The 25,055-nt window shown below is 69.2% G+C and carries 24 protein-coding genes, 1 tRNA gene and 3 pseudogenes; 17 read left to right on the top strand and 11 right to left on the bottom strand.

Annotation, left to right across the window (positions count from 1 at the left end; translation table 11 throughout):
- Positions 1 to 2: 2 nt before the first annotated feature.
- The 3 genes from D7V80_RS11105 (at position 3) to D7V80_RS11095 (ending at position 2,556) form a co-directional block, all read left to right on the top strand.
- A complete protein-coding gene (locus D7V80_RS11105; protein ID WP_120588119.1) occupies positions 3 to 251 on the top strand; it encodes a hypothetical protein in 249 nt (82 codons plus the stop codon).
- A gap of 84 nt (positions 252 to 335) precedes the next feature.
- Positions 336 to 926, top strand: a complete 591-nt coding sequence (locus D7V80_RS11100) for a nucleotide exchange factor GrpE (protein ID WP_120588118.1) — start codon at positions 336 to 338, stop codon at positions 924 to 926.
- Positions 927 to 1,020: 94 nt separating this feature from the next.
- Entirely contained in the window at positions 1,021 to 2,556 is a 1,536-nt protein-coding gene (locus D7V80_RS11095; protein WP_199738501.1) for a trypsin-like peptidase domain-containing protein, read from the top strand.
- A gap of 22 nt (positions 2,557 to 2,578) precedes the next feature.
- Here the strand turns inward: D7V80_RS11095 and D7V80_RS11090 are convergent, their stop codons facing one another.
- Complete coding sequence (locus D7V80_RS11090) at positions 2,579 to 3,214, bottom strand: DUF6066 family protein (RefSeq protein WP_120588116.1); 636 nt, start codon at positions 3,212 to 3,214, stop codon at positions 2,579 to 2,581.
- A 198-nt stretch (positions 3,215 to 3,412) separates the two neighbouring features.
- Between D7V80_RS11090 and D7V80_RS11085 the strand changes: the two genes are divergently transcribed.
- Positions 3,413 to 3,772, top strand: coding sequence for a PilZ domain-containing protein (locus tag D7V80_RS11085; protein ID WP_120549467.1), 360 nt, complete (start codon positions 3,413 to 3,415; stop codon positions 3,770 to 3,772).
- Between the two features lie 85 nt (positions 3,773 to 3,857).
- On the opposite strand, the gene D7V80_RS11080 is transcribed toward D7V80_RS11085, so the two are convergent.
- Complete coding sequence (locus tag D7V80_RS11080; RefSeq protein ID WP_120588115.1) at positions 3,858 to 5,408, bottom strand: Glu/Leu/Phe/Val dehydrogenase; 1,551 nt, start codon at positions 5,406 to 5,408, stop codon at positions 3,858 to 3,860.
- Between the two features lie 285 nt (positions 5,409 to 5,693).
- Between D7V80_RS11080 and D7V80_RS11075 the strand changes: the two genes are divergently transcribed.
- The 4 genes from D7V80_RS11075 (at position 5,694) to D7V80_RS11060 (ending at position 8,549) form a co-directional block, all read left to right on the top strand.
- Positions 5,694 to 5,769 (top strand) — tRNA-Thr (locus D7V80_RS11075).
- A 66-nt stretch (positions 5,770 to 5,835) separates the two neighbouring features.
- Positions 5,836 to 7,185 (top strand): hypothetical protein, encoded by a 1,350-nt coding sequence (locus D7V80_RS11070; RefSeq protein WP_120588114.1) that lies wholly within the window; start codon positions 5,836 to 5,838, stop codon positions 7,183 to 7,185.
- Positions 7,182 to 7,532 (top strand): DUF2019 domain-containing protein, encoded by a 351-nt coding sequence (locus tag D7V80_RS11065; protein WP_120588143.1) that lies wholly within the window; start codon positions 7,182 to 7,184, stop codon positions 7,530 to 7,532. Before D7V80_RS11070 ends, D7V80_RS11065 begins: the two co-directional genes overlap by 4 nt.
- A gap of 243 nt (positions 7,533 to 7,775) precedes the next feature.
- On the top strand, positions 7,776 to 8,549 hold the full coding sequence (locus tag D7V80_RS11060; protein WP_199738500.1) for a ferredoxin--NADP reductase: 774 nt from the start codon (positions 7,776 to 7,778) through the stop codon (positions 8,547 to 8,549).
- A 19-nt stretch (positions 8,550 to 8,568) separates the two neighbouring features.
- Here D7V80_RS11060 and D7V80_RS11055 read toward each other — a convergent pair whose 3' ends face one another.
- Entirely contained in the window at positions 8,569 to 8,802 is a 234-nt protein-coding gene (locus D7V80_RS11055; protein ID WP_014396389.1) for a tautomerase family protein, read from the bottom strand.
- Positions 8,803 to 9,017: 215 nt separating this feature from the next.
- Here D7V80_RS11055 and D7V80_RS11050 point away from each other — a divergent pair, with 215 nt between their 5' ends.
- Both D7V80_RS11050 and D7V80_RS11045 read left to right on the top strand, forming a co-directional pair.
- Positions 9,018 to 9,281 carry a hypothetical protein gene (locus D7V80_RS11050; RefSeq protein WP_120588112.1) on the top strand — a complete coding sequence of 88 codons (264 nt, stop codon included), beginning with the start codon at positions 9,018 to 9,020 and terminating at the stop codon, positions 9,279 to 9,281.
- 58 nt (positions 9,282 to 9,339) lie between these two features.
- On the top strand, positions 9,340 to 10,548 hold the full coding sequence (locus D7V80_RS11045) for an erythromycin esterase family protein (protein WP_120588111.1): 1,209 nt from the start codon (positions 9,340 to 9,342) through the stop codon (positions 10,546 to 10,548).
- Positions 10,549 to 10,876: 328 nt separating this feature from the next.
- On the opposite strand, the gene D7V80_RS11040 is transcribed toward D7V80_RS11045, so the two are convergent.
- The 6 genes from D7V80_RS11040 to D7V80_RS11015 all read right to left on the bottom strand — a co-directional run bounded on the left by D7V80_RS11040 (position 10,877) and on the right by D7V80_RS11015 (position 17,688).
- A complete protein-coding gene (locus tag D7V80_RS11040) occupies positions 10,877 to 12,019 on the bottom strand; it encodes a hypothetical protein (RefSeq protein ID WP_147447040.1) in 1,143 nt (380 codons plus the stop codon).
- 72 nt (positions 12,020 to 12,091) lie between these two features.
- Positions 12,092 to 12,712 (bottom strand): FMN-binding negative transcriptional regulator, encoded by a 621-nt coding sequence (locus tag D7V80_RS11035; RefSeq protein WP_120588109.1) that lies wholly within the window; start codon positions 12,710 to 12,712, stop codon positions 12,092 to 12,094.
- Positions 12,713 to 12,760: 48 nt separating this feature from the next.
- Entirely contained in the window at positions 12,761 to 13,558 is a 798-nt protein-coding gene (locus tag D7V80_RS11030; RefSeq protein WP_120588108.1) for a DUF3014 domain-containing protein, read from the bottom strand.
- A gap of 36 nt (positions 13,559 to 13,594) precedes the next feature.
- On the bottom strand, positions 13,595 to 14,119 hold the full coding sequence (locus D7V80_RS11025; RefSeq protein WP_120588142.1) for an OmpA family protein: 525 nt from the start codon (positions 14,117 to 14,119) through the stop codon (positions 13,595 to 13,597).
- Between the two features lie 88 nt (positions 14,120 to 14,207).
- Positions 14,208 to 15,581 carry a sigma-54 dependent transcriptional regulator gene (locus tag D7V80_RS11020; protein WP_120588107.1) on the bottom strand — a complete coding sequence of 458 codons (1,374 nt, stop codon included), beginning with the start codon at positions 15,579 to 15,581 and terminating at the stop codon, positions 14,208 to 14,210.
- Positions 15,571 to 17,688 (bottom strand): nitrogen regulation protein NR(II), encoded by a 2,118-nt coding sequence (locus D7V80_RS11015; RefSeq protein WP_120588141.1) that lies wholly within the window; start codon positions 17,686 to 17,688, stop codon positions 15,571 to 15,573. The genes D7V80_RS11020 and D7V80_RS11015 overlap by 11 nt, the downstream gene beginning before the upstream one ends.
- A 192-nt stretch (positions 17,689 to 17,880) precedes the next feature.
- Here D7V80_RS11015 and D7V80_RS11010 point away from each other — a divergent pair, with 192 nt between their 5' ends.
- A complete protein-coding gene (locus tag D7V80_RS11010) occupies positions 17,881 to 18,432 on the top strand; it encodes a glutathione peroxidase (protein ID WP_014396399.1) in 552 nt (183 codons plus the stop codon).
- Between the two features lie 2 nt (positions 18,433 to 18,434).
- On the opposite strand, the gene D7V80_RS11005 is transcribed toward D7V80_RS11010, so the two are convergent.
- A complete protein-coding gene (locus D7V80_RS11005; RefSeq protein WP_120588106.1) occupies positions 18,435 to 19,136 on the bottom strand; it encodes an MBL fold metallo-hydrolase in 702 nt (233 codons plus the stop codon).
- A gap of 82 nt (positions 19,137 to 19,218) precedes the next feature.
- Between D7V80_RS11005 and D7V80_RS11000 the strand changes: the two genes are divergently transcribed.
- The 6 genes and pseudogenes from D7V80_RS11000 to D7V80_RS43865 all read left to right on the top strand — a co-directional run.
- Positions 19,219 to 19,545, top strand: coding sequence for a YeeE/YedE family protein (locus D7V80_RS11000; protein WP_120588105.1), 327 nt, complete (start codon positions 19,219 to 19,221; stop codon positions 19,543 to 19,545).
- A 263-nt stretch (positions 19,546 to 19,808) separates the two neighbouring features.
- Positions 19,809 to 21,071, top strand: a complete 1,263-nt coding sequence (locus D7V80_RS10990) for an FAD/NAD(P)-binding oxidoreductase (protein ID WP_147447039.1) — start codon at positions 19,809 to 19,811, stop codon at positions 21,069 to 21,071.
- Complete coding sequence (locus D7V80_RS10985; protein ID WP_233585258.1) at positions 21,068 to 21,766, top strand: carbonic anhydrase; 699 nt, start codon at positions 21,068 to 21,070, stop codon at positions 21,764 to 21,766. The genes D7V80_RS10990 and D7V80_RS10985 overlap by 4 nt, the downstream gene beginning before the upstream one ends.
- 50 nt (positions 21,767 to 21,816) lie before the next feature.
- Positions 21,817 to 22,215 (top strand): annotated as a pseudogene (locus D7V80_RS43875) (FUSC family protein); the annotation flags it as partial.
- Positions 22,098 to 22,481: pseudogene (locus D7V80_RS43870) on the top strand (FUSC family protein); the annotation flags it as partial. The pseudogenes D7V80_RS43875 and D7V80_RS43870, both read left to right, overlap by 118 nt.
- Positions 22,420 to 23,451, top strand: a pseudogene (locus tag D7V80_RS43865) (TolC family protein); the annotation flags it as partial. The pseudogenes D7V80_RS43870 and D7V80_RS43865, both read left to right, overlap by 62 nt.
- Before the next feature lie 222 nt (positions 23,452 to 23,673).
- Here the strand turns inward: D7V80_RS43865 and D7V80_RS43860 are convergent.
- Complete coding sequence (locus D7V80_RS43860; protein WP_370452481.1) at positions 23,674 to 24,924, bottom strand: choice-of-anchor Q domain-containing protein; 1,251 nt, start codon at positions 24,922 to 24,924, stop codon at positions 23,674 to 23,676.
- Positions 24,925 to 25,055: the final 131 nt, after the last annotated feature.

Raw genomic sequence — 25,055 nt, 5'->3', positions numbered from 1 at the left:
CCGTGGAGAACCGGATCGGAAAGAGCTACGTCGCGCGGAAAGCGTTGTTCGCCAAGGGCCTGAAGGACGGCCGGCTCTCGGTGCAGGAGATCGAGGAGGCGCTGCCCGCGGGGACGCTGACGGCCGCCGAGCGGTGGCTCCTCTACTACTCCCTTCGCGCCGCCCAGGTGGAGATTATCGACGAGGTGACCGGGCAGGTGGATCACGGCTTCATGGCGGAAGCGCCGCCCCAGGCCCCGTCCAACCACTAGGCGCGTTGACAGGACCGTCCTCGCGGTTACGTTCGCGCCGCTCATCGAGGTTCGCTTCTTCCAACCCCTGGCGCAGGTTCGACAATGGACGGCAATCCCCGCAGCGACGAGACCCCGGAGACGCAGGCCCCCTCCGACACCCAGGTGGAGGCGGCTGACTCCGATACGCAGGCCGAGGCCGCCCAGGATGGCGAGGTGGCGCGGCTCCAGGCCGAGCTGGAGGCGGCCCGCCGCCGGGTGAACGAGCTGGCCCGGGGGCTCCAGGACCTCACCAAGGACCGCGAGGAGTTCAAGCAGCGCATCACCCGCGAGCGGGAGCGCATGCTGGACGTGGAGCGCGGCAACGTGGCCCACACGCTGCTGGAGGCCATCGACGAGCTGGATCTGGTGCTCAACGCCAGCCAGCAGGACACGTCCCCCGTGGTGCAGGGCGTGCGGATGATCCGCGACAGCCTGCTGTCCAAGGCCCAGGCCACCGGCATCGAGCGCATCCAGGTGATGGGGCGCCCCTATGATCCGAACGTGGCCGAGGCGATGGACATGGAAGTGACGCCCGTCCCCGCGGATGACCAGAAGGTGGTCGCCGAGTTCCGCGCCGGCTACCGGCTGAAGGACCGCGTCATCCGCCCCGCCCGGGTGAAGGTGGCCCGGTACGTGGCCCCGGCCGAGGCTTGAGAGGCCAGGCCTGAGGTCCCCTCGCGGCCCGCGACCCCCTGGGCGTCGCGGGCCGGGAAGGGTGGAGGCCACCGGTCTGTTGGGCCCTGACGCCATGGCCCGCCGTGTAAGCTGCCACCCCGTGTCCGTCCGACTGTTCAGCGTCCTTCTCGTGGTGGCGCTCGCCCCGGTGGCGGGAGCCGCCGAGGATCCGCTCAAGCCCTGGCTCCAGGCCCGGGTGCGCGAGCACCTGGCCTGGTTTGCTTCTCCGACGCCCGCGACGGCGGACGCCCCGGTCACCGCGGGCGTGTCCTCGCTGTGGCGCGAGCGCCCCGCGGGCTACGCGGGCCTGCCCCATTTCACGCCCCCCACGTCGCTGGCGCCGCTGATCCGCGCGGTGGAGGCAGGCGTGGTGAACATCACCACGGTGGGGCCCGGCGCGGTGGCGGGCGCGGTGAAGCGCTCCACCGGCTCCGGCTTCGTGCTGACGCCCGACGGGCTCGTCGTCACCAACAACCACGTGGTGGCCAACGCGCAGGGCCCGGCGCTGAACCCCACCGGCTCCGGCGTCACGCCGGGCAAGGACGGCCCCCGCGAGGTGCCGGTGCAGCAGGTGTCCGTGCGGCTGGCGGACGGCCGCGAGTTCCCCGCGGAGGTGGTGGGCCGCGACGCGTCCACGGACGTGGCGCTCCTCAAGCTGAACGGCGCCGGGCTGGGGACGCTGCCCGCGGTGTTCCTGGGCGACTCGGACGCGCTGGAGGTGGGGGACTGGGTGGTGGCCATCGGCAACCCGTTCGGCCTGGACCACTCGGTGGCGCACGGCATGATTTCGGCGAAGGAGCGCGTGCTGGGCGTGGGCCAGTTCGACGACTTCATCCAGACCGACGCGCTCATCAACCCCGGCAACTCCGGCGGGCCGCTCTTCAACATGAAGGGCGAGGTGATTGGCGTGAACACCGCCATCATCAGCGAAGGGCAGGGCATTGGCTTCGCGGTGCCCATCAACCTGGTGAAGGACCTGCTGCCCAACCTGCGGGAGAACGGGAAGCTGGAGCGCGGCTGGCTGGGCGTCGTCATCAACGAGGACGGCGCGGATGCCACCGAAACGGCCCCGGTGGTGAAGGACGTCTACCGCGGCAGCCCCGCCGCCCAGGCGCACATCCGCCCCGGGGACCGGCTGGTGGCGGTGAACGGCCGGCCCATTGGCAGCTACCTCCAGCTGCTGCGCAAGGTGGCGCTGCTGGCCCCGGGCACGGAGGCCAAGCTGACGCTGCTGCGTGACGGCGGCACCCAGGAGGTGGCGGTGCGGCTCGTCGCCCGGCCCGCGCAGGAGGCCACCGAAGGGCTCTCCAACCGGGGCGGCAGCAGCGCCAACGACCTGGGGCTGGTGCTGCGGGACCTGACGCCGGAGGTGGCCGCGCCCCTGGGCTACGAGGCCTTCCTGGGCGCGCTCGTGTCCGGCGTGGTGCCGCGCAGCCCGGCGGAGCAGGCCGGCCTGCGCGCGGGCGACGTCGTCATGGAGGTGAACCGCCGCCGCGTGAAGGATACCGCCGCGGTGAAGGCCGCCCTGGAGCGGGGCAGCGCCGGGGCCAGCATCCTCCTGCGCGTCCAGCGGGGCGACGCGCTCCAGTACATCGCCATCGCCCGCTGAACCGGCTTCGGGGCCGGGCGCGCTACCTGCCGCCCGCGTCCTTGCCGTTGAGCCACAGCCCCAGCTGGTTGCCGGTGCGGCCCTCGGTGACGAGGACGGCCTCGATGCGCGCGTTGACGCCGTAGTTCTTCCCGCCGCCCTTCTTGGGCAGCGACCACACCGACTGCGGCGTGAAGACGACCTGCGCGCGCACGCCCCGCGCCATGAACATGCGGTTGAACGTGCCGCCGTTCCACATGTCCGGCGCCGTGCCGCTCACCGTGAGGTAGTTCATCACCGGGTTGCCCTGCGCGTCCGTCTTCTTCGGCGCCCCGTGGCAGAGCCCGTACTTCCCGCCCGAGAAGAAGGGCGTGATGTTGATGGTGTACTCGTTGGTGCCGGGGTTGAAGTCGCCCGGGGACACCATGCCCGCGTCGTCCTCGGTGACGATCATGTACAGGCGCTTGCCCGTGTACTTCTTGCGGAAGGCCTCCGCCTGCTGCTTGCACTGCGGATCCACGAGCGCCCCGTCACACTCGCCCACGTACTTCTCCAGGAAGGCCCCCAGCCCGCCCAGGGGCTCGGACTCGTCACGCAGCTTCGCGAAGCGTGAGTCGACGTCGGCCAGGGCGAGCGTGGGCACAAGGAGGGCGAAGGCAGCGGCCAGGATGCGATTCACGGCGGGAAACTCCGGAAAAAAGGGGGGAAGGACAGCCCGGGGATGGTGCCACTCCCGCCGCGCCGGGGGCAGCGCTTTCCCGTGAACCGGAACATGGTGAGTCACAGTGCGTCAGGGTGGATGTAGGTGATTATTTTGCCTACATCTGGCTACCGTGTAGTTTGCCCCTGTCCCCACCTGTTTCGGAGCCCTCCCCGCATGAACACGCAGCCCCAGGAACGCCGCTCCCACCTGCGCTTCGACAAGATCTTCACCGTGTACCTGTCCACCCAGGACGGGATGATGCGGGGCATCGGCCGCAACATCAGCGCGCGGGGCATGTTCATCGAGGTGCGCGACTCGCTGGGGCTGGGCGAGAAGCTGAAGGTGACGTTCGCGGGCGAGGACGGCACGGAGATGACGTGCCTGTGCGAGGTCCGCTACCAGGTGGCGCTGGCCTTCGGCCGCAAGGACGGGCGGCCCGGCAACAGCCGCGGCGTGGGCCTGCGCATCGTGGCCTACGAGACCCTGGACGACGCGCCGCTGCTCCTGGTGGACCGCGAGCGGGTGATGCACTGAAACACCACGGGGCACGGCCCTTCCCCCATTGAGCGGGAAGACACCGTGCCCCGAGGGGGCGACGCAGGAGACGGCTTTGCGCCGGTTACTGCGAGAAGCCTTCCAGCAGGTAGTGGGCTTCGATGCGCTTGAGCGCGAGGATCATCGCGGCGCAGCGGCTGTCCACCGGCTTCCCGATGCAGTACGGGCGGCTGTCGTGCATCTCCGTCTTGCGCGGCTGGTTGCGCGAGATGTCCCGGATGATGCGGTAGTTGCGCTTCATGGCGCGCTCGAGGCGCTGATCGACTTCCGCCTCGCTCCAGCGCTCCATGCGCTTGTTCTGGATCCACTCGTAGTAGGACACCGTCACGCCGCCGGCGTTGGCGATGATGTCCGGGATGAGCTCGATGCCGCGCTTCTGCAGGACGCGGTCGGCCTCCGGAGTGGTGGGGCCGTTGGCGCCTTCCGCGACGAGCTTGACCTTGAGGCGCTCCGCGACGTCCGCGGTGATCTCGCCGCCCAGGGCCGCGGGGACGAGAATGTCCGCCTGCACGTCCCAGAGGTCCTTCTTCTCGATGCGCTGGGCGCCGGGGAAGCCCACGACGGAGCGCTTGAGGTTCTTGGGGTCCGTCACGTACGCGGACAGCGCGCTCACGTCGATGCCGTCGCCGTTGAAGATGGAGCCGTCGGCGTCGTTCACCGCGAGCAGGCGCGCGCCCATGTTCGCCAGGATGTTGGCGGCGTGGCTGCCCACGTTGCCGAAGCCCTGGAGGACGAAGGTCTTGCCCTTCACGCTCTCGCCGCGGTCGGCGTAGTAGTCCTCGATGCAGAACGCGACGCCCTGGCCGGTGGCCTTGCCGCGGCCTTCCGAACCACCGATGCGCACGTCCTTGCCGGTGACGATGCCGCGCAGGTTGTGGCGCTCGCGCTCACCGTCGGAGAACTGGCGGTACAGGAGCGCCATGATCTCCGGGTTGGTGCCCACGTCCGGCGCCGGGATGTCGATGTTCGGCCCGATGAGGCTCTTGAGCCGGTACATGAAGCGCAGGGTGATGGCCTCGATCTCCTCGCGGCCGTACTCGCGCGGATCCAGCTGGATGCCGCCCTTGCCGCCGCCGAACGGGACCTCCGCGATGGCCGTCTTCCAGGTCATCTCCGCGGCGAGCGCCTTGAAGAGATCCAGGGACACCTCGCGGTGGTAGCGCAGACCGCCCTTGTAGGGGCCACGGGCCTGGTTGTGCTGGACGCGGTAGGCCTTGAAGCGCTGCGACTCACCGGGGACCAGCTGGTACACCAGACCGTCCGGCAGCCGCAGGTGGCCGTGGCGGATGGCGACGTCCGAGCCCAGCAGGGCGCGGCCGTTCAGGATGAGGTTGCCGTTGGCCAGGCGCTCCAGGCCTTCGGGGTTGCGCACCTGGGTGACGGAGAGGTCGGCGAAGGACTTCGCCGCCTCCGCGGACAGCGGCACGAGCCGGTCCTTGAGCTTCGCGGTGACGTAGAAGATGTGCTCGTAGTCGGGCTCTTCGAGTTCCAGACGCACCCGCTTGTCCAGGCCGATGAGATCCGCCGCGTAATTGAAGATCTCCATCGCCTCCGTGTAGATGGTGCGCTTGGGCGTAGGGGCCGGGGCGCGCATGAAAGTCTCTTCGCTGGCCATGATGGAACGTGCTCCTTGAGGGCCCACCCGGATGGGGGCCACTGGGAAAGCGGCGCCCTTATGAGCACAGCCGCCACGGGGATTCAACCAGTCTGGCGCCAGGCCATTTCTCCGAATTATGGAGAAAAGTCGCGGGCTTAGCCGACGCGGTGTGTCAGCCCACCGGATGCACCGTGTCACGAGTGTCAGACTGGTGGGTGGGGATGGAGGAGGGCGCTTGAAAAGTCGCGGAGAAACTCCTTGCCGGGTCCGGATACGGATGGTACTTACGCGCCGCCTCGGTGCGCCGACATAGCTCAGTTGGTAGAGCAACTGATTCGTAATCAGTAGGTCTCCGGTTCAAATCCGGATGTCGGCTCCAAGAAGAAGAAGGCCGGTTGCCCCTGTGGCAGCCGGCCTTTTTCGTTTTCGCGCTCCGGAGATTCGCATGCGGCTGCCATGGCTGGTGCTGGCCCTGTTCTGGGCGCTGGCCGGGTGCGGTGGCGGGGCGAAGGTCGTCCGGCTCGACACGGGGCGCGGTGCGCCGGTCGTCCATGTGCCTCGTGCGGAGGGATCCGTCCTTCGGGTCGCGCTCGGTGGGGATGCTCTGAAGGAGGCGGTAGCTGGGCTGGCCCCGGGCCTTCGGCTGTCGCCGCGAGCCCAGGAAGCGGCACGGCGCCTCTTCGAGGTGGAGCCTCGGAGCGGTTCGTATCTGGTGGACGTGCAGCGCCGCCGCATCACGCCGCTCGGGCCTGGGGATCAACTTGCGGCTGAGTCATCGCCGCCCGATGTGGAGCTGACTCGCGCGTATCTGCGTTGGTGTGGCCGGACCGGACGGACGGGTGACTGTCTGGGGCTCCTGAAGGAGAGCCTGGTTGTCGCGGGGGATGCGCGCTTCGCCCTGGCGCTCGCGTTGGCGAAGGGGGCGGTGCTCGACGAGCTGTGGGACGCAGTGAAGGACATGGCGAATCCTGAAGCGCTGGTGCAGGCCGCGCTCTGGACTGCGGCCACGTATGCGTTGCTCTGGACCGTGCCGGAGCCCGCGACGAAGGGCGTGGCGGCGGTGCTCACGGCGGCGCTCATTGGCTACGTGGGCATCGACACGTTCTGGGCACTCATCCAGGGCTTCCGGCACCTGATGGCGGAGTCGGACGTGGCGTTGACGTTCGATGAGCTGCGGGGGGCGGGGAAGCGGTTCGGAAAAGTGATGGGCCGTCAGGCGGCGCGGGCGTTCGTGATGCTGGCGACGGCTGCGATTGGGAGTACGGGCGCGACGCTTGGGGCGAAGCTCCCGGGCTTACCAGGGGCGGGCGGGGCCGCGGTCCGGGCTGAGGCGGAAGCCGGCGTCGTCTACGCGGCGGTGGGACAGGTCGAGTCCGTGGCCGTGGCGGCGGACGGATTCACGTTCGGCCTCGCGCCTGGCGCCGTGGCCATGTCGTCGGGTGGAACACGCGGCGGGAGTGCTTCCTCTGGATTCAAGGCATGGCAGACACACCGGGGCATGACGAAGGCGCGAGGAAGCGCGGGCCCGAGCAGGGAGTGGCACCACATCGTCGAGCAGACCGAAGGGAACGTTCGTCAATTCGGGCCTGACGCGATTCACAATACCGAGAATGTCGTCGCCCTGGACAAGACGCTCCACGACCTGGTCAGCGCGTTCTATTCAAGGAAGCGTGCCTTCATCACCGGCTCCCCGGACATGACGATTCGAGAGTGGCTGAGTACGCAGCCGTATGCAGCTCAGCGGGAGTTTGGCTTGCTCGCGATTGAGAACATCAAGGCAGGGATGTGGCGATGACCCTGGAAGCCCTCGTCAAGCAGTTCGCCGATAACGTTGCCGCACAGACTGATGCCATTTTCCAGCCTGGAGCCGACCCGGACGATCGTCACGGCAGCCTCTACATCCAGGCGTTCAAGGAACTTCGTGCCCATGGTGATGCAGGGCGTGAGGCGCTTGCGCGCCTGTTCATGCATGAAAGGGCGGACGTCAGGGTCGCGGCTGCTTCATTCTTGCTTCGCTATCGGACCGCTGAAGCCAAGGCTGTTTTGGATGAGGTGGCTCAGCGGAAGGGGTTCTTTGCTTTCGAGGCGGGGCAGGCGCTGAAACGCTGGGAAGAGGGCACCTGGGCGCTGGATCCGGAGTAACGGGCCCGCGCCTACCCTGGATCCCGAGGCCGGCTCCGGCCGCCGGGGCGGCTCCACGGCTCCCGGGGGAGGGTGGCCCTGGCTGGCGGACCCCCTGGAGACCTGAACCCGCCGATAAGCGCAAGGCTGCCCGCCGGGCTCCTTCCTCTGGTACGGAGGGGGAATCTGTCGCACAACATCGCCCGTTAACTGGCGCGTTCGGGTGGTCTAGAACGCCGCCGGCCCTCTTCTGGAGCAACAACCGTGAGCAGTCTCATGAAGGAGTCCGTGCTGCGCGTGCACCACTGGACTGACACCCTCTTCAGCTTCGTCACCACGCGGGACCCGGGTTTCCGCTTCGCCAGCGGCCAGTTCACGATGATCGGCCTGGAGGTCGAGGCCCGCCCCCTGCTGCGCGCCTACAGCATGGTGAGCGCCCACTACGACGACCACCTCGAGTTCCTGAGCATCAAGGTGCCCGGCGGGCCCCTGACCTCCCGGCTGCAGCACCTGAAGGAGGGCGACAATATCCTGGTCAGCAAGAAGGCGACCGGCACGCTCGTCCTCAAGCACCTGCTGCCCGGCAAGAACCTCTACATGCTGAGCACCGGCACCGGCCTGGCCCCCTTCCTCAGCCTGGTGAAGGACCCGGAGATGTACGAGCAGTTCGACCGCGTCATCCTCACGCACACCTGCCGCCGCGCCGAGGAGCTGGCCTACCACGACCTCTTCCTCCACGAGCTGCCCCACAACGAGTTCTTCGGGGAGCTGGTGAAGCAGAAGCTCACGTACTACCCGAGCGTCACGCGCGAGGACTTCCGCAACACGGGCCGTATCACCGACCTCATCCGCAGCGAGAAGCTGTTCAACGACGTGGGCCTGCCGCCGCTGAACCCGGAGGTGGACCGCGTGATGCTCTGTGGCAGCCCCGGCATGCTCTCGGACCTCACGACCATGCTGGAGGAGCGCGGCTTCCGGGAGGGCACCCCCGGAGAGGCCGGCCACTACGTCACGGAGAAGGCCTTCGCGGAGCGCTGAAGCGGCCACGGCCCGCCGCCTACTTGAGCGGGTTGTAGCCGGGCTTCTTGTAGAGGCGGTCCCACTGGCCGGCGATCTCCGGCCGGTAGACCGTCTCCGCCCAGTCCGTCGGGGAGACCTCCTCGATGGCGACCGAGATGGAGCCCTCCGCGCTGCCGAGGGCCTCCATCACGTCCTTCACGATCCGCTCGGCGAGCTGGGCCTTCTGCTGCTCGGACTTGCCGGGGTAGAGCTTCACGGTGACGTGGGGCATGGACCGATCCTCTACTTCTGGGACGGGGCCTTCGCGGGGAGGCCGGACCTGAATGGGCTTTGAACCCAGGTTTGACAATGAGGGCGATGTGAAGCTCTACACCTGGGCTTCAATCCCTTTGCAACGGGATGGTTCGCTTGCAAGGCATTGAATTGCAAGCGCATGCTTGCTTTCGATATTCAGACAGGCGCGGTACTCACCGAGAGGAGCTCCCGATGCTGACGCGTGTCGTGAAGAGTGCTTTCGTCGTGATGGGGCTGTCCCTGGCGCTGGCCTGCGGTGGAACGGAGGCGGCGGACGCCGAGCAGACGGAAGGCATCTCTGCCGATGTCCAGGGTCCCACGACGGAGGCGGTCTCCGATGACGTCTCTGCCCAGAACAAGCCGGGCTGCGGCGCCTGGAAGCAGCCGTGTTGCGAGTTGAAGTATTGCAACTCCGGGCTCGAATGCGATCCCTCGACCCTGAAGTGCCTGCTCTAAAGCCATTCCGGCTGCTGGCCACCTGTGTTCTGGTGGCCGGCAAATGGAAGGGCTGCGAATGAGATATCTGCTGCTCCTGATTCCGCTGCTTTCGAGCTGTGCCTCTTCACCCAGAAGCGAAGCCCCTCCGGTTTCAGACGCCGACCGGATCGTCCGGGAGCTTTGCGACAAACAGCTGGCGCTGCTGGGGGAGGAGTCCCACCATGGCAGTGCCAGGACCGTGGCCTTCAAGGCGGAGTTGACCCGCCGGCTGGTGGAGGAGTGCCAGTACGACGCCTTCTTCATCGAGACAGGCACCTACGACTTCCTCCACATCCAGACGCTCTTGAAAGCGGGCCAGCCCGTCAGCGATGACATGCTCACGACTGCCATTGGCGGGATGTGGGCCAGTCCGGAGATGGCACCTCTGATTCCATTCCTGTCCGCGCGGCTCCGGGCGGGGACCCTCGCGGTCGGTGGAATCGATGATCAAATCAACAGTGGCACCTGGGCGCAGAAGGAGATGGCGCGTGAACTCATCCCCTGGTTCAACGGCCTGGGGCTGGCGGAGTGCGGAGCGGACTTCGATTGGCACCTGGCCTGGCGGTACGACGAAGCCCGCCCGTACACGGCGGAGACCCCGAAGGTCCTCCTGGGCTGCGCGAAGGCGTTGGAGTCGGCGTTCTCCAGGCCCGGAGCGGCAGCGACGCAAGAGCAGCTGCAGCTGGCCCGCAATCTGGTGCGGAACCTCACCCGTGAGGCCGCCGCGCGGGCCCGGAAGCAGGCGCAGCCGGATGCGCCCAGGGACTGGGGTGATGACGTCGCGCGAGATCGCTCCATGTTCATGAACCTGGAATGGCTCCTGTCCCAGTCCCCCCAGCCCCGGAAAGCCATTGTCTGGACCGCCACCGTTCATGCCGCGAAGGACATGTCGAGCCTGGAGGCGGACGACCGGCAGCGGATCCCCTTCGGCACCTATGTCCGTGAGCGCTTCGGGGACCAGTCCTTCGTGCTGGGGTTCTCCGCGAGCTCCGGGAGGTATTCCATCGGAACCAGCTCCCACACGTTTGACCTCGCACCCGCGACGCCCGATTCGCTGGAGGGCCAGGCGTTCTTGAACCACGCCGCGGACACCCGGTATCTAGATGGGCGCCAGCTTCGTGAGCTTGGACCCAGCGTGGCCCGTCCCCTGAACTATTCGGCGTGGATGGAGGCCCCCTGGGCAACGGTCATGGATGGGCTGCTGATCGTCCGGGAGGAGTCCCCTTCGCGCAAGGCGCCCCGCTAACGCCCCTTCGTCGACGATAGGACAGCCTCGGGGGAGGGGGCGTCACGTGCGCCCCTCCGTCCGTCAGACATCGCCATGCACCCGGGGGCGGCTCTCCCTGGAGGGATGGGCATGCATAGCGTGCGTCTCCCTGCCCGGAGGCCGGCGATGGCTCGACCGCCCAGACCGAAAATGCCTCCCCCTGAGCGCGCCCATGTCCCCGCACTTCCGCCGACGCTGTCTCGTGGCCCTGCTGGTGCTGTTCGCGGGTGCCCTGGCACTCCTTCCCTTGCGTGCCAGTGCCCAGATGCAGCCCCGGTCACCCTGCGCTGAGGACGCTGTCGCGGCGTCAGAGCACGCTCTTGCCGAGCGCCAGCACCACCTCGAGGAAGCGCCGGTCGGCGAGGAGCAGGGGCACCATGGGCGCCATGGCCGCGGCGACGACGGCCAGCGCCGCGCGGATGTCCACCGGGAACCAGCGCATGTCGCGCGCCGCGGTGAAGGACGTATTCAGGTCCGTTTGCGAGGAGAACTCGGGCGCGCCCAGCGGCTCCAGTCCCTTCGGTATCTCGTGGTGGAACCACCGCTGCTCGAAACGCCGTGAGTGCCAGGACGCCACACCCGAGTAGGCATGGTCCCCCCTTCGCTTCGCCATCAAGAGCTGACGGAAGAAGAACATCATCGGCGAGAAGACGACGACCAGGCAGATGAGCGCGAAGGCGAACAGGTGAAGGGCGTAGCCGGAGAGGTTCGCGCTGGAGGCGTGCACCAGACGCTGCGCGGTGAGCGTGGCGGACAACGCGAGGACGATGACCGAGAAGCTGGCCTGGGATGTGCCCAGGAAGCCCAGGCCGCCCGTCGCGTCCGGATGGGTGGGCACGAAAGCGAGCGGCAGCCTGGAGACCTTGAACAGGAACATCGCCCACAGGATCGCCCGCCACAGCCAGCGCAGGAGCAGGAACCGGATGATCGGCATGCTCACCGCGAGGTACCACCACCCGGCCAGGGTGAGCGGGCCCCCGGGCTCCGCATGGAGCCAGGCCGGACGGTTCGGCAGGTAGGGCACGTGCACGAAGGACGGGGCGAAGGCGATGACCATCAACCCGGCCTCGATGAGGCCGTTTCGCCGCCCCCGCGTGGCGTCGCGAGCAATGGCCTCGTAGCGGGGCAGGTGCTTCGCATCAATCAGCTCCGAGATGACGAAATGGCGCACGGCCGCCGCGAGGCGCATGTCGATGTAGCCATCGGCCGCGACGAGCAGCGGTAGGGACACCAGGAACTCGACATGGGTCGCCACGTTGCGCAGGAAGGCGTGTGCCAGCTGCCCTCCCTCCAGGAGCGACAGGACGAGGAGCGGCAGCCAGCTCACCAGCACCAGGACGGCGATGCGCGCGGGCAGCGAGACCCGGTCGAGACGGGGGAAGCGGTGCCGCCGGTCGAGCGAGGTTTCCTGGACCAGCGAGAAGTCGAGCAGCGAGGCGGGGACGTCCATGGGCATCCCAAAGCTGTGCCGTGGGAGGGGCTCCCGCCAGTCGGCGAAGCAACCAGGCCGGGCAAAGGCAGGTCACCTGCCGCGCTGTCGCATCAGCTCGAGCAGGGCCAGCGCATCGCCGCCCTGGCCCGCGAGCGCTTCCATCATTCCCGCCTGGTCTTCCGCGGAGCGGTTCTGGCCCAGCTTGAACTTGCCCTGCAATTCCTCGATGGGCAGCTCGAAGCCGACGATGTGCTCCAGCAGCTGCGCGCGGACCTCCTCCGGCAGGTGGGCCGCGTGGCCGGGGGCTCCGCTCGCGGGCTCGTACTGCGCCAGCATCAGGTCGATCAGCTTCGACAGCTCCGCCTGCGTGTCGAAGATTCGCGGACGCCCGAGCGCGTGCACCACCGCGTAGTTCCACGTCGGCGCGGAGGGCTGCTCCTTGTACCAGGTGGGGGAGATGTACGCGTGGGGCCCATGGAAGACACAGAGGGCCGGCCGCTCGCCGTCGAAGTCCTTCCAGTGTGGATTGGCGCGCGCCACGTGCCCCAGCAGCGTGCCCTTGCCGCCCCGGTCCGGCACCAGCATCAGCGGCAGGTGCGAGACGTTGATCCCCGAGCCGTGCGAGATGACCGTGCTGAAGGCGTGCTGCTGCATGAACGCGTGCAGCGTGGGGAGGTCCGACTCCTGGAAGCTTCGGGGCGTGTAGAGCATGCGGTCCGGACAGCCTTGCACGCCCCCGAGGGTGGGAGAAGCAGCTCGCTACGGTCCGCGGGCCTGCTCCTGCGACGGCAGGCCCAGGGCGGCCGCCAGCTCCGTGAGCTTCGCCTGCACCTTGCGCATGTTGTCCGGGCCCATGCGCAGCAGGTGCTTCTCCGCCGCGCCCAGCGCTTCCAGGTTCGGATCCGCGTAGACGTAGAGCGCGCCCTTCGGCGTGAGCTCCGGAGGCGTCTTGGGGACGGGGACCCGGGTGAGACGCACAATGGCTTGCGACAGGGTCGTATCCAGGCTCCGGCCCGGCGGGGCCAGCTCCGCGTGGGCGGCGTCCAGGAGCGGCTTGAGCTCCTGATACACCTGTCCCGCCTTCTTCGTGTCCAGGGAGGTGATGACGCGGGCCACTCCGTCGTAACGGGTATGGCTTTCCGGCGCCGCCACCGTGTGGCCGTGACGCTTTGTCACGCGGAAGGTCCCGGCGGGCGCCATGAAGGACAGGGGCATGCGCGGGCTCTGGCCTTCGGCGACCAGGTTCACGGACGCGGCGAAGCGGCGGGCCAGGTCCTCGGAGGACAGCCAGCGCGCGTAATCCGCGTCGCTGGAGAGTCCCTTCAACAACTCCCTCACGCGAGCGTCGGTGCCGGAGAGCTGCACCGCCGGGGGCGCGGGCGGCGCCGGGGGCGTGGGCTCCGCGATCGCCGGCGTAGGGGTGGGAGGCGGCTCCGGCGTGCGCAGGAGGAAGTAGCTTGAACCGCCCAGGAGCGCCACGGCGGCGGCGATGCCCAGGGGCCAGCGCAGGGAACGGACGGGAGACGGCGGGAGGGGGGCGTTTTCGCTGGGGCTCATGTGGATGGGGGCTCGGTGGGAGGTCGGAGAAAGGGACTACAGCTCGCCAGCGCGGGCCTGTTCGGCCAGGCGGAAGGAGAACTCCGCGCGGCGGTTCTTCTCAGGCGTGTTCGCGTCCGCGGGCCGCTCCTCGCCGTAGGAGATGACGGAGATGCGGCCGGGCTCGACGCCCAGGTTCACCAGGTAGGCGCGCACGCTGGCGGCGCGGCGCTGGCCCAGCGCGATGTTGTATTCGGTCGTGCCCAGCTCGCAGGTGTGGCCCGCCACCGTCACCTTCGCGAGGCTGCGCTGACGCAGGGCCTGGGCGATGCGCGACAGCTCGTCGGTGGCCTCGGCGGGGAGGAGGGAGGAGTCGAGCGGGAAGTAGATGGGCGCGGCGTTGAGCGCCGCGAGCGCCTGCTCCGTGTCGTCAGGCGTGGGCAGCGCCGCGTTGCCACGGTCACTGGCGGTGGGGGCCGGCGTGTGGGCCGCCGCGTCGGTGGTGCTGGTGTTGGCCGCGCGCCTGGCGCAACCAGAGAGGCCAATGACTGACATCAGGAGGAACAGGTGGGTTCGGTTCATGCCCTGATACATGAGCAAGGGCTGTGCCGCGGTCCCTCCGTCTGGCGTCTCGCGCGGGGTGGCGCGATGACTCGCAAAGCGCGTCGTCCTAGCGTTGCGAAACGCCGCTGTCCGTCTTCTCCCGGCGGTGGATGGTGGAGACATCAATCCCCAACAGCTCCGCCGCGCGCGTCTTGTTGCCTCCACAGCGGGCAACCACCCACGCGATGTATTCACCCTCCAGCTGTCTCAGCGGCACCACCTGTCCGTGGGCCGCGGCCAGCGGGTGGACCTCCGGCGCGGCGTCCGCGGTGTGCAGGCGCAGCTGGGCCAGGTCCACGGTGGGCTGCGCGCCCAGGACGACCAGTCGCTCCACCAGGTTCTCCAGCTCGCGCACGTTGCCGGGCCAGGGCATGCGCGTGAGCGTGGCCACGACCTCCGGGGACAGGGCGGTGACGGCGGAGCGCGGATTGCGGGCGAGGGCCTGCGCCACGAAGTGCTCCGCGAGCTTGGGGATGTCCTCCATGCGCTCGCGCAGCGGCGGCACCCGGAGCGAGACGACGTTGAGCCGGTAGAAGAGGTCCGCCCGGAAGCGGCTCTCCTTCACGCGCGCGTCCAAATCCTGATGCGTGGCGGCCAGGATGCGCACGTCCACGCGGCGCGAGCCATCCGCGCCCACGGCGCGCACCTCGCCGTCCTGGAGGACGCGCAGCAGCTTCGCCTGGAGCTCCGGGGGCATGTCCCCGATTTCGTCGAGGAAGAGCGTGCCTCCGTCCGCCTCCACGAAGAGGCCCCGGCGCGTGGTGGTGGCGCCGCTGAAGGCGCCCTTGATGTGGCCGAACAGCTCGCTCTCCAGCAGGGCGTGGGGCAGGGCGGTGCAGTTGACCGCCACGAAGGGCGCCTGGCTCCGGGGCCCCTCGGAGTGGAGCGCCCTGGCCACCAGCTCCTTGCCGCTGCCGCTCTCGCCCCGGATGAGCACCGGCGCCTCCGAGGCCGCCACGCGGTCGATGAGCTCGTAGAGCGTCCGCATGGGCGCGCTGTGGCCCAGGAGCGAGCCCAGGCCGCCGCGCTGGGCCACCTGGCGCTTGAGGTCGCGGTGCTCGGTCCGCAGGCGCCGGGACTCCAGCGCGCGCCCGACGTGGAGCAGGACCTCGTCCAGGCGGAAGGGCTTGGTGAGGTAGTGGTAGGCGCCGCGCCGCATCGCCTCCACGGCGCTCTCCACCGCGCCGAAGGCGGTCATCAGGAGCACCGGAAGCTCCGGGTCGTGCCGGCGCGCCGCCGCGAGCACGTCCAGCCCGTCCACCTCCTCCATGCGCAGGTCGCACAGGACGACGTCGTAGACGCGGGCCCGCAGCTGCGCGATGGCGTCCGCGCCGCCCGTGGACAGGTCCACGCGGTAGCCCGCGTCCGTGAGGGGCTCCTTCAGCATCTGTCCCATCTCCTCGTGGTCATCCACCACGAGGATGCGCGCGCTAGACGGCATGCCGTTCCTCCCAGCCGGAAGCGGCGGCCACCGGCCACCGCAACGTGACGACGGTGCCGCGGCCGGGCTCGCTTTCGACCCCCACCTGGCCACCGTGGTTGCGGACAATCTGTGCCACCACGCTCAGCCCCAGGCCCGTGCCCTGGCCCCGCTTCTTGGTGGTGAAGAAGGGGTCGAACACCTGGTGCAGGTGCTCCGGCGCGATTCCCCGCCCATCGTCCTGGACGCGGATCTCCACCGCCTGGGCGTCTGCCGCCATGCACGCCGTGGCGCTCAGCCGCACGTGGCCTCCGGCGCTGCATGCGTCACAGGCGTTGAGGGTGAGGTTGAGCAGCACCTGCTGGAGTTGATCCGCGTCCGCCGCCAGGCTGGGCAGCCGCTCGGGCACGTCCAGCTCGAGGTGGACGTGCCGGCGCTCGGCCTCCACGTCGAGCAGCTCCTGGAGGCCTCGCACGAGAGGCGCCAGGGGGACGACGCCGGCCCGCGCGGGCTGGAGGCGTGAGAGGTCCAGCAGCTGGCGGATGATGCGGCTCACGCGGTCTATCTGCGTGACGATGGCGTTGAGGCCCCGGCCCTGCGGGTGCTCCACGCCGCCCACCTTCTGGAGCATGTATTCGGCGTGGCCCCGGATGATGCCCAGCGGCGTGCCGATTTCATGGGCCACGCCCGCGGCGAGCACGCCCACCGTGGCCAGCTTCTCCGCGCGCAGGAGCTGATCCTCCAGCATGCGCACGTTGCTCAGGTCCTCCAGCACCAGCAGCGTGCTCGCCTCTCCGTCGCCGTGCTCCAGCGGGACGGCGTGGACGTTGAACTGGTCCTTCTCGTTGAAGAGGCTGAGCGGCTCGCCGTGCAGGCTGCGCACGGCGCCCTTGTCCCGCGCGGCCAGCACCAGCGCCGTCAGCCGCTGCACCGCGGCCGTGGGCGCGGTGGGGAAGGCCTCCGGGAGGGTGCTCCCCACGGCGGTGGCCGGCAGGCGCGCGCGCAGGGCCTGGTTCACGGCGCTGATGCGGCCCTCGCGGTCGAGGGCCAGGATGCCCGTGGGGATGTGGTCGAGGATCTTCTGTGTCTTCTCGTGCAGGTGCGCGAACCTCGCGGCGTGGCGCAGGGTCTCCCGCAGCGCCACCTCCCGGCGGTTGGCGAGCACCACGTAGGTCCCGAACGCGACGAGGAACACCGCCACGAGCAGCGCCGCCAGCGACAGGCGCAGCACCAGGGTGCGCTCGTGGGCGCGCAGGGCGCTGGTGGAGGAGAGCGTGGCCACGGACCAGGAGGCCTCGCCTCGCATGCGCAGGGGGCGGAACGTGGCCACCGCGTCCGCGGACCCCAGGCCCAGGCGCGTGGCCTCCGCCTCGTTGATCCGCAGCGACCCTGCCGCGCCCGCGCGCATCCGCGCCACCAGGGTGCGCAGGCCCGGCACGAGCGCGCCCGCGGGCTCCCCCAGCCGCCGGTGCCAGGACGCGAGCGCCGGGTCGCTCATGGGCGCGGGCGTACCGTGGGCGCCCAGGAGGAGCAGGCGCGTGTTCTCGTCCACCGTCACCATGCGCAGCGGCGCGAAGAGCGGCTCGGTGTCCACGAGGATGGCGACGGCGCCTCCGCCCCCGGGCAGGTCGGAGTCGATGCGGATGGCGAAGACGCGCATCCACCCGGAGGACGCGGCGCCTTCAATGGGGTACGAGGGAATGACGTGCCCCACCGGGGCCGTGAGCGCCTGCCGCGCGGTGTCCGCGAGCGCCGGGGGATGGACGGCCTCCCTGGGCAGGTGGCGCGACTTGTGGTCGACCAGGAAGAGCCGCTCGTCGCCGTCCGGGCCCAGCACGGCGATGGCCCTGTACTGACCCACGGCCTCCAGCAGGGCGCGCAGCTCGTTGTGATGGTCTCCGGCGGAGCCGGGCTGGGCGAGCAGCTCGCTCGCGAAGCGCAGGTTGTCCCCCAGGTCCTCCAGCGACCGGGCGACGCCGCTGGCGGCCTCCTCCAGCTGGGCCTGCCGGTCGCGCCCGAACTGTTCCACGAGCGCCTGCCGGTCGCGCTGGATGAACCACACGGCTCCGCCCGCCACGCTGGCCAGGGCAACGAGCAGGAGGACGAGGGGGACGAGGAGCCGGTGCATGAAGTGCGAGGGAGTCCACACAACGCAAGGCCCGGGCCAGCCGTTCCCTCCAGGGGCCGGCGCCTTGCATTGCGCCGCGACCGCCGCAAATCACCACACCAGGGCTGGCACTTTGCCGGACCTGTGCGGGGCTGCCCCCTGGCGGGCCTGGGCTAGAGTGGCCGCCCCCTCAAACGGAGACCGAGCCTGAACATGAGCCAGAACCTCTACGACATCCCCCTCACCGGCATCGACGGCGCTCCCCGGACGCTCGGTCAGCACAAGGGCAAGGTCCTGCTGGTGGTGAACGTCGCCTCCAAGTGCGGCCTGACGCCCCAGTACGAAGGACTGCAGAAGCTCTACGCGAGCCGGCAGGGGCAGGGCCTGGAGGTGCTGGGCTTCCCCGCGAACAACTTCATGGGGCAGGAGCCGGGCAGCGAGGCGGAGATCCAGCAGTTCTGCACCTTGAAGTACGACGTGACCTTCCCGCTGTACTCGAAGATCTCCGTGGTGGGGCAGGACAAGCACCCGCTCTACCACGCGCTGACGGGCGCCATCCCGGACGCCACGGGCGAGGGGCCCATGCGCGCGAACCTCAAGGGCTACGGCATCGAAGCCAACCCGAAGCCGGAGGTGCAGTGGAACTTCGAGAAGTTCCTCGTCAGCCGGGATGGCCGCGTCGTGGGCCGCTTCGCTCCGGACGTGACGGCGGAGGATCCGCGGCTGGTCCAGGCCATTGACGCGGAGCTGGCGAAGCCGGCCTGAGCTCAGGCCTCCGGCGCGGGGACTTGGGTCCGTCCGCAGGCGCGGTTGGCCGGGACGGCCAGGTCGATCTTCTTGGGGCGGGGCAGGTGGAGGTTGTTCATCACCTCGATGAACTCCTCGCGGCTCCTGCCCGCGACCCGCGGGTTGTGGCGCTTCTCCTCGCCGATGCTCGTCACCGTGTTGCCGTGGTAGTCGTGCGCGGGGAAGACGAGCGTCGCGTCCGGGAGCTGGAAGAGGACGCGGGTGATGGAGTCGTAGAGCTGGCTCGCGCTCCCGTTCTGGAAGTCGGTGCGGCCGTTGCCGCGCACCATCAGGGCATCCCCGGTGAACACGCGGTCGCCCAGCAGGTAGCTCACGCTGTCGTCCGTGTGGCCCGGCGTGGCGAGCACCTGGAAGGCGCACTGTCCGACGTGCACCGTGTCGCCGTGCTTCACCTGGAGGTCCGCGCATGGGGCCCCGCCCGTGCCAGCCACCACCTGGCACCGCGTGCGCTCTCGCAGCGTGCCGGACGCGGTGACGTGGTCCGCGTGCACGTGGGTGTCGAAGACGTGGGAGAGGACGAACCCCAGCTCACCGACGAGCTTCAGGTCGCGGTCCACCTGCTCCAGCACCGGATCGATGAGGACCGCCTGGCCCGTGGCCTCATCCCCGATGAGGTACGTGTAGGTCGAGGACTCGGAGTCGAAGAGCTGGCGGAAGAGCATGTCGAAGTCTCCGGTCCATGGGGCCATGATACGGGGAGCGGTCCATCGGGCTCCCGGCATCCCTGGATTCTTTGACAAAGACATGTCTTCTTCAATCGTCCTTCCGCTCGTGGGTGGAGTTCTCATCGGGCGGATCCTCTTCCTCGGGGGCCTGCTCACGGGGGGCCTGTTGCTGGCGTGGCTGCGTCCGGGCGGGCTCCCGGCCTCCGGGCCCCTGCCCCTGGGACACCTGTCGCTGCTGGGGAGCGCCGGGCTGCTGGTGGGCTTCGGCTCCCAGCTGGGCAATGGCTGCACCAGCGGCCACGGCGTCTGCGGCATCAGCCGGGGCTCCGTGCGTTCCATCGTGGCCACGCTCACGTTCATGGCCACCGGCGCGCTCACCGTCTTCTTCGTCCGCCACGTGTCCTGACCCATGCGTTCTTCTCTCTTCGCCTTCCTGAGCGGGCTGCTCTTCGCCCTCGGGCTGGGGCTGGGCTCGTGGGGATGGTCGTGGCCCGGCGCCTGTCCGCGTGGCGGCGGGTGAAGCCCGTGAAGCCGCCAGAGGCCGTGCGCGCGTAGTCGCGACCTGGGGCCCGCCGAGGGCGCCCATGATGTGGACCCGGCAACGTGCGTTCGCATCGCAGGGCAGCTGGCGCGGTGGGGGTGTCGTGGGCAGGCTCGCGGCTTGCCCTTATGAACGCTCCCTCATCCACACTGCGCGAGGCGTCCCCATCCCTCAAGCCTTCCTCCGCCTCCGAGCACCACCGCGTGCTGATCATCGGCGGCGGCACCGCGGGCCTCACGGTCGCGGCGCGGCTGCGGCGCAAGGGCGTGCGGGGCGTCGCCGTGATCGAGCCCTCGGCGCAGCACTTCTACCAGCCGCTGTGGACGCTGGTGGGCGCTGGCGCCGCGGACATCGCGAGCACCGTGCGGCCGGAGGCGGACTACATCCCAAAGGGGACGCGGTGGATCCAGGACCGGGCGGAGGAGGTGGACCCCGTCCGTCAGCAGGTGCTCACGCGGGACGGCGCGCGGCTGACCTATGACTTCCTGGTGGTCGCTCCCGGCATCCAGCTGGACTGGGACCGGGTGCGCGGCCTGCGCGAGGCGCTGAAGACGCCGTACGTGTCCAGCAACTACGACTTCCGGCTCGCGCCGAAGACGTGGGAGATGGTGCGGGCGTTCCAGGGGGGCACGGCCCTGTTCACCCATCCGGCCACGCCCGTGAAGTGCGCGGGGGCGCCGCAGAAGATCATGTACCTGGTGGCGGACCACCTGCGCCGCAGCGGGCTCACCGGGAAGTCGCGCGTCGTCTTTGGCTCGGGGGCCAAGGCGCTCTTCGGGGTGCAGCCCTACGCGCGGGTGCTGGAGGGCGTCGTGGAGCGCTACGGCATCCAGACGCACTTCAGCCACGACCTGGTGGAGGTGCGCGCGCACAGCCGTGAGGCGCTCTTCGCGGTGACGCGCGACGGGCGCCGGGAGTGGGTGACGCTGGGGTATGACCTCCTGCACGTCACGCCGCCGCAGAGCGCGCCGGACTTCATCAAGCGCAGCGCGCTGGCCCATCAGGACGGCCCGAACGCGGGCTGGGTCAAGGCGCACAAGCACACGCTCCAGCACCCCGACCATCCGAACGTCTTCGCCATTGGAGACGCGAGCGACCTGCCCACGTCGCGCACGGGCGCCGCCATCCGGGCGGAGGCGCCGGTGCTCGTGGAGAACCTGGTGGCCGTGATGGAGGGGCGCGAGCCCACGGCCCGGTATGACGGCTATGCGTCCTGCCCGCTGGTGACGGGCTACGGGCGGATGCTGCTCGCCGAGTTCGACTATGACGGCCGGCCCGCGCCGAGCCTGCCGTTCATCAACACGTTCGTGGAGCGCCGCGACCTGTGGCTGCTCAAGAAGTACGGCCTGCCGCGCCTGTACTGGGACTGGATGCTCCGTGGTCGCGCGTGAACACTGGTGGAAGTGAACGCTCGACGGTGGGGGCCCTGCGTGCGAGCGTCACGGCCGTGACGCCCTACGACAAGATCTTCGAGAACAACAAGGCCTGGGCGGAGGAGCAGCTCCGCTCGGATCCGGACTACTTCACCAAGCTGTCGGTGTCGCAGCAGCCGGACTTCCTCTACATCGGGTGCTCGGACAGCCGCGTGCCCGCGAACCAGATCATGGGGCTGGCGCCGGGTGACGTCTTCGTTCACCGCAACGTCGCCAACCTGGTCAACAACGTCGACCTGAACGTGATGTCGGTCATCAACTACGCCGTCCGGCAGCTGGACGTGAAGCACATCATCGTCTGCGGCCACTACGGCTGCGGCGGCGTCCGCGCGGCGATGCAGCCCAAGGACCTGGGCATCCTCAACCCCTGGCTGCGCAACATCCGCGACGTGTACCGGTTCCACAAGCAGGAGCTGGACGGCATCGCGGACGAGACGAAGCGCTACGAGCGGCTGGTGGAGCTCAACGTCCTGGAGCAGAGCATCAACATCATCAAGACGGCCGCCGTGCAGAAGTCCTACCTGACGCGAGGCTTCCCCATCGTGCACTCGTGGGTGTTCGACCTGCGCAACGGCCTCATCCAGGACCTGAAGCTGGACTTCGTCCAGACGCTCCACAGCATCCAGGAGGTCTACGACCTCACGAAGGAGTGAGACCCCGGGGCTGACGACAGCGCCGGGGAGCGCGGCCTGGACCCGCGGAGATGAGGACTCCGCGGCTCAGGGCATGGGTGTTCTCGCTCAACACCTTCGCCGCCGCGATGGCCGCGCTGTTCCTCGGCCTGCGCTTCTCCCTGCCCAGGCCGTACTGGGCGATGATCACCGTCTACGTCGTCAGCCAGCCGCTGTCCGGCACGCTGCGCTCGAAGGCCGTCTTCCGGCTGCTGGGCACGGTGCTGGGCGCGGGGATGGCGTGCGTGCTCGTCCCCAACCTGGTGAACTCGCCGGAGCTGCTGTCGCTCGCGATGGCGCTGTGGGTGGGCTGGTGCCTGTACCTGGCGCTCCTGGACCGCACGCCGCGCAGCTACGTCTTCATGCTGGGCGGCTACACCGCGGCCATCATCGGCTTTCCGGGCGTCTCCTCGCCGGGGCCCTCTTCGACACGGCGCTGGTGCGGGTGGAGGAGATTGGCCTGGGCATCGTGTGCGCCACCGTCGTGCACACCGCGTTCTTCCCGCGCCCGGTGGGACCGGTGCTGCTGGAGCGCATCGATGGCTTCCTCGTGGACGCGGGGCGGTGGGCCCGGGACGCGCTCGCGGGGCGGAGGGACGCGCGCACCCGGCGGGAGTGGCACCGGCTGGCGGAGGATGTCACCGCGCTCCACCTGCTGGCGACGCACCTGCCGTTCGACACCGCGGGCCTGCGTCCTCGGGCCGGAGCCGTGCGCGCGCTGCACGAGCGCATGTCCATGCTGCTGCCCATCCTCTCAGGTGGACCTGTTCGGGCGGATTCGCCGGGGCATCGAGGCGGCGCGCGCGGACACGGAGGCGGTCCAGGCCGCGCTGGACCTGACGCACATCACGGTGGCCGCGGAGACGACCCGGGCGTACGCGAGCGTCTGCTCGGTGGGCAACGAGGTGTCGGTCGCGCGTCGCGTGCTGGCGCTGCAAGAGGAGAGCCTTTCGCGGACGCGGCGGCTGGTGGAGGCGGGGCGGGGGACAGCGCTGGACTTGAGCCGGGCGCGAGCGCAGGTGGAGGTGCTTCGCGCGAACGTGCCTCCGCTGGTGGCACAGCGACGCATCGCGCTGCTGCGGCTGGCGGTGCTCAGTGGCAGGCCGCCCGCGGCGTTTCCCCCGGACGTGGAGGCGTGTGAGGCGCCGCCACGGCTGAGCTCGCCCATCCCGGTGGGGGATGGCGCCGCGCTGCTGCGCAGGCGTCCGGATGTCCGACAGGCGGAGCGGACGTTGGCGGCGGCGACGGCGCGCATTGGCGTGGCGACGGCGGACCTCTATCCCACGGTGAGCTTCGGAGTGTCCGCGGGGTCCGGAGGCCTGCTGGGGTCCTTCGGGCAGGAGAGCACGCTGGGCTGGAGCCTGGGGCCGCTGCTGTCCTGGACGTTTCCGAACACCCGCGTCGCCAGATCGCGCATTGCCCAGGCGGATGCGGCCGCGCAAGGAGCGCTCGCGCAGTTCGACCGCGTGGTGCTCAACGCGCTGCTGGAGACGGAGATCAACCTGACGCAGTACACGCAGGAACTGGAGGGCGTCACCGCGCTCACGGCCGCCCGGGACTTCAGCGCCCAGGCCGCGCGCGAAGCGGACGCGCTCTACCGCGGAGGGCGGGAGGACTTCCTGACGGTGCTCGACGCGGAGCGCACCCGGGCCAACGCCGAGGCGTCGCTGGCTTCCGCGCAGACCCGGCTGGTGTCCGATCAGATCGCCCTGTTCCTGTCGCTGGGTGGGGATGGGAGGAACCGCCGCCCGCGGGTGGACCGTAGGGTGCGCGCGGATGCGCTTCTTCCTGTCCCTGCCGGACGGCCGCTCCCTCGCGCCGCAGAAGCCGGTGGTGTCCGTGAGCTCCGAGCCCGTCGTCCTCTCCGCGCCCGGAGTGAATGGATTCGCTCAGGGCTCGACGATGAAATCGACAGTCATGCTCCCGCCGGCATCGCCGGTGCCATTAGGGCCAACGAAGGGGCTTGCGGTGACGGTGTGATTTCCGATGGAGAACGGCACCGGGGTGTAGTTCCCGGTCGGGGAGTCTCCTCCGAGGGCATAGGGGGCCACGTTCTCCGTCTGGAATGACGGATTGGCATCGAAGCCGAAGATCACACTGCCAGCGGACCCGCGCACCACCGCGATAATCGACAACTGCGGCGGCAGACTGGAGAGTTTGAGCGTCTCGCCAGGATGGAGCCACTGGATTGCATTGTCTGTGGTGGCATCGACCAGCATGAGCCCGACCACCCTAACACCCACCTCGACCGCTCCCATGTCGCATGCGCCGTTGCCTGGCCGCGGCTCGCCCCATTGGTCCAAGGGCTCGCAGGCGTCCACGTCAGGCGGTGCGAGGGGAGAGGCTGAGTTGAGCGCCGGGCTGGTAGGCAGCGGGACGTGGGCCTCGGTGAGTCCCCCATTGCTCGCGAGCGGGCCCAGGTCAGCGGGAACGTTCAACTTGAAGGTGCCGATGAAGTTGGTGATGGAGCAGCCGTTGCTGTCCCCGATCAGGTTGTACTTGCTGTCCCCGCCCAGAACTCCGGCGCAGTCGGCGGGTCCGGACTTGAGGTCCGGTCCGGGAGTGCTGCGGTTCCCGGCGATGATGCTGTTCTTCACCACCGTGCTCCCGGAGATGAGATGGATTCCGCCGCCGATGAAGCTCGTGAGGTCGCCGCCCACCCCTGTGTTGTCGGTGATGGTGACGTTGTTGAGCAGCGCGTTGCCGTTTTGTGAGATCCCCCCGGTCCCGGCGGCAGGAGACGTGGCCTTGTTTCCGCTGATCGTGGTGTTGCGCAGGGTCATATTCCCTTGGTTACGAATGCCACCGGCCCGGTTGGACTCATTGCCGGCGATGGTGGAGTCGTAGACCGAGAGTTCGCCATTGTTCAGGATTCCGCCCCCGAATGCCCCGATGGTGTAGTTGTTGAGGATGGAGCTGTTCCGGATGGTGGCGGTGGTCCCAGTGCTGATCGCCAGCCCGCCTCCGCCGGTGAAGCTCTGGTTGTCGCGGACCACCGAATTGAGCAACTGAAGGCTGCCGCCACTGAGCCGGATGCCGCCTCCGAACTGGGCATTCCCACCCTGCAAGGTGAGGTTGACAATCTCCACATTGCCGCCAGTGATGGAGATGACGCTATCGGGGATGTCCTGAGCAATCACGACGCTAAGCCAGAGGAAGTAAGTCCTGTCAGGGGGTAGAGTTGCCGCTCCTCCGGTTATGCGGAAGGAGCGGCGAAGTGCCCCACCAGCACCGAGCGTTGGAACTGACGGCGGCCGAGCGGCGTGGGCTG

The sequence above is a fragment of the Corallococcus sp. CA054B genome, assembly GCF_003611625.1.
In the GTDB taxonomy this organism is placed as follows: Bacteria; Myxococcota; Myxococcia; order Myxococcales; family Myxococcaceae; genus Corallococcus; species Corallococcus coralloides.
This window is presented reverse-complemented; position numbering and strand designations above follow the sequence as displayed.

Excerpts from the sequence above, each read along its gene's own strand:
- D7V80_RS11100 (WP_120588118.1), top strand. The coding sequence starts at position 336 with ATGGACGGCAATCCCCGCAGCGACGAGACCCCGGAGACGCAGGCCCCC.
- D7V80_RS11095 (WP_199738501.1), top strand. The coding sequence starts at position 1,021 with ATGGCCCGCCGTGTAAGCTGCCACCCCGTGTCCGTCCGACTGTTCAGC.
- D7V80_RS11085 (WP_120549467.1), top strand. The coding sequence starts at position 3,413 with ATGAACACGCAGCCCCAGGAACGCCGCTCCCACCTGCGCTTCGACAAG.
- D7V80_RS11080 (WP_120588115.1), bottom strand. The coding sequence starts at position 5,408 with ATGGCCAGCGAAGAGACTTTCATGCGCGCCCCGGCCCCTACGCCCAAG.
- D7V80_RS11070 (WP_120588114.1), top strand. The coding sequence starts at position 5,836 with ATGCGGCTGCCATGGCTGGTGCTGGCCCTGTTCTGGGCGCTGGCCGGG.
- D7V80_RS11065 (WP_120588143.1), top strand. The coding sequence starts at position 7,182 with ATGACCCTGGAAGCCCTCGTCAAGCAGTTCGCCGATAACGTTGCCGCA.
- D7V80_RS11055 (WP_014396389.1), bottom strand. The coding sequence starts at position 8,802 with ATGCCCCACGTCACCGTGAAGCTCTACCCCGGCAAGTCCGAGCAGCAG.
- D7V80_RS11050 (WP_120588112.1), top strand. The coding sequence starts at position 9,018 with ATGCTGACGCGTGTCGTGAAGAGTGCTTTCGTCGTGATGGGGCTGTCC.
- D7V80_RS11045 (WP_120588111.1), top strand. The coding sequence starts at position 9,340 with ATGAGATATCTGCTGCTCCTGATTCCGCTGCTTTCGAGCTGTGCCTCT.
- D7V80_RS11040 (WP_147447040.1), bottom strand. The coding sequence starts at position 12,019 with ATGGACGTCCCCGCCTCGCTGCTCGACTTCTCGCTGGTCCAGGAAACC.
- D7V80_RS11035 (WP_120588109.1), bottom strand. The coding sequence starts at position 12,712 with ATGCTCTACACGCCCCGAAGCTTCCAGGAGTCGGACCTCCCCACGCTG.
- D7V80_RS11030 (WP_120588108.1), bottom strand. The coding sequence starts at position 13,558 with ATGAGCCCCAGCGAAAACGCCCCCCTCCCGCCGTCTCCCGTCCGTTCC.
- D7V80_RS11025 (WP_120588142.1), bottom strand. The coding sequence starts at position 14,119 with ATGAACCGAACCCACCTGTTCCTCCTGATGTCAGTCATTGGCCTCTCT.
- D7V80_RS11020 (WP_120588107.1), bottom strand. The coding sequence starts at position 15,581 with ATGCCGTCTAGCGCGCGCATCCTCGTGGTGGATGACCACGAGGAGATG.
- D7V80_RS11015 (WP_120588141.1), bottom strand. The coding sequence starts at position 17,688 with ATGCACCGGCTCCTCGTCCCCCTCGTCCTCCTGCTCGTTGCCCTGGCC.
- D7V80_RS11010 (WP_014396399.1), top strand. The coding sequence starts at position 17,881 with ATGAGCCAGAACCTCTACGACATCCCCCTCACCGGCATCGACGGCGCT.
- D7V80_RS11005 (WP_120588106.1), bottom strand. The coding sequence starts at position 19,136 with ATGCTCTTCCGCCAGCTCTTCGACTCCGAGTCCTCGACCTACACGTAC.
- D7V80_RS11000 (WP_120588105.1), top strand. The coding sequence starts at position 19,219 with ATGTCTTCTTCAATCGTCCTTCCGCTCGTGGGTGGAGTTCTCATCGGG.
- D7V80_RS10990 (WP_147447039.1), top strand. The coding sequence starts at position 19,809 with ATGAACGCTCCCTCATCCACACTGCGCGAGGCGTCCCCATCCCTCAAG.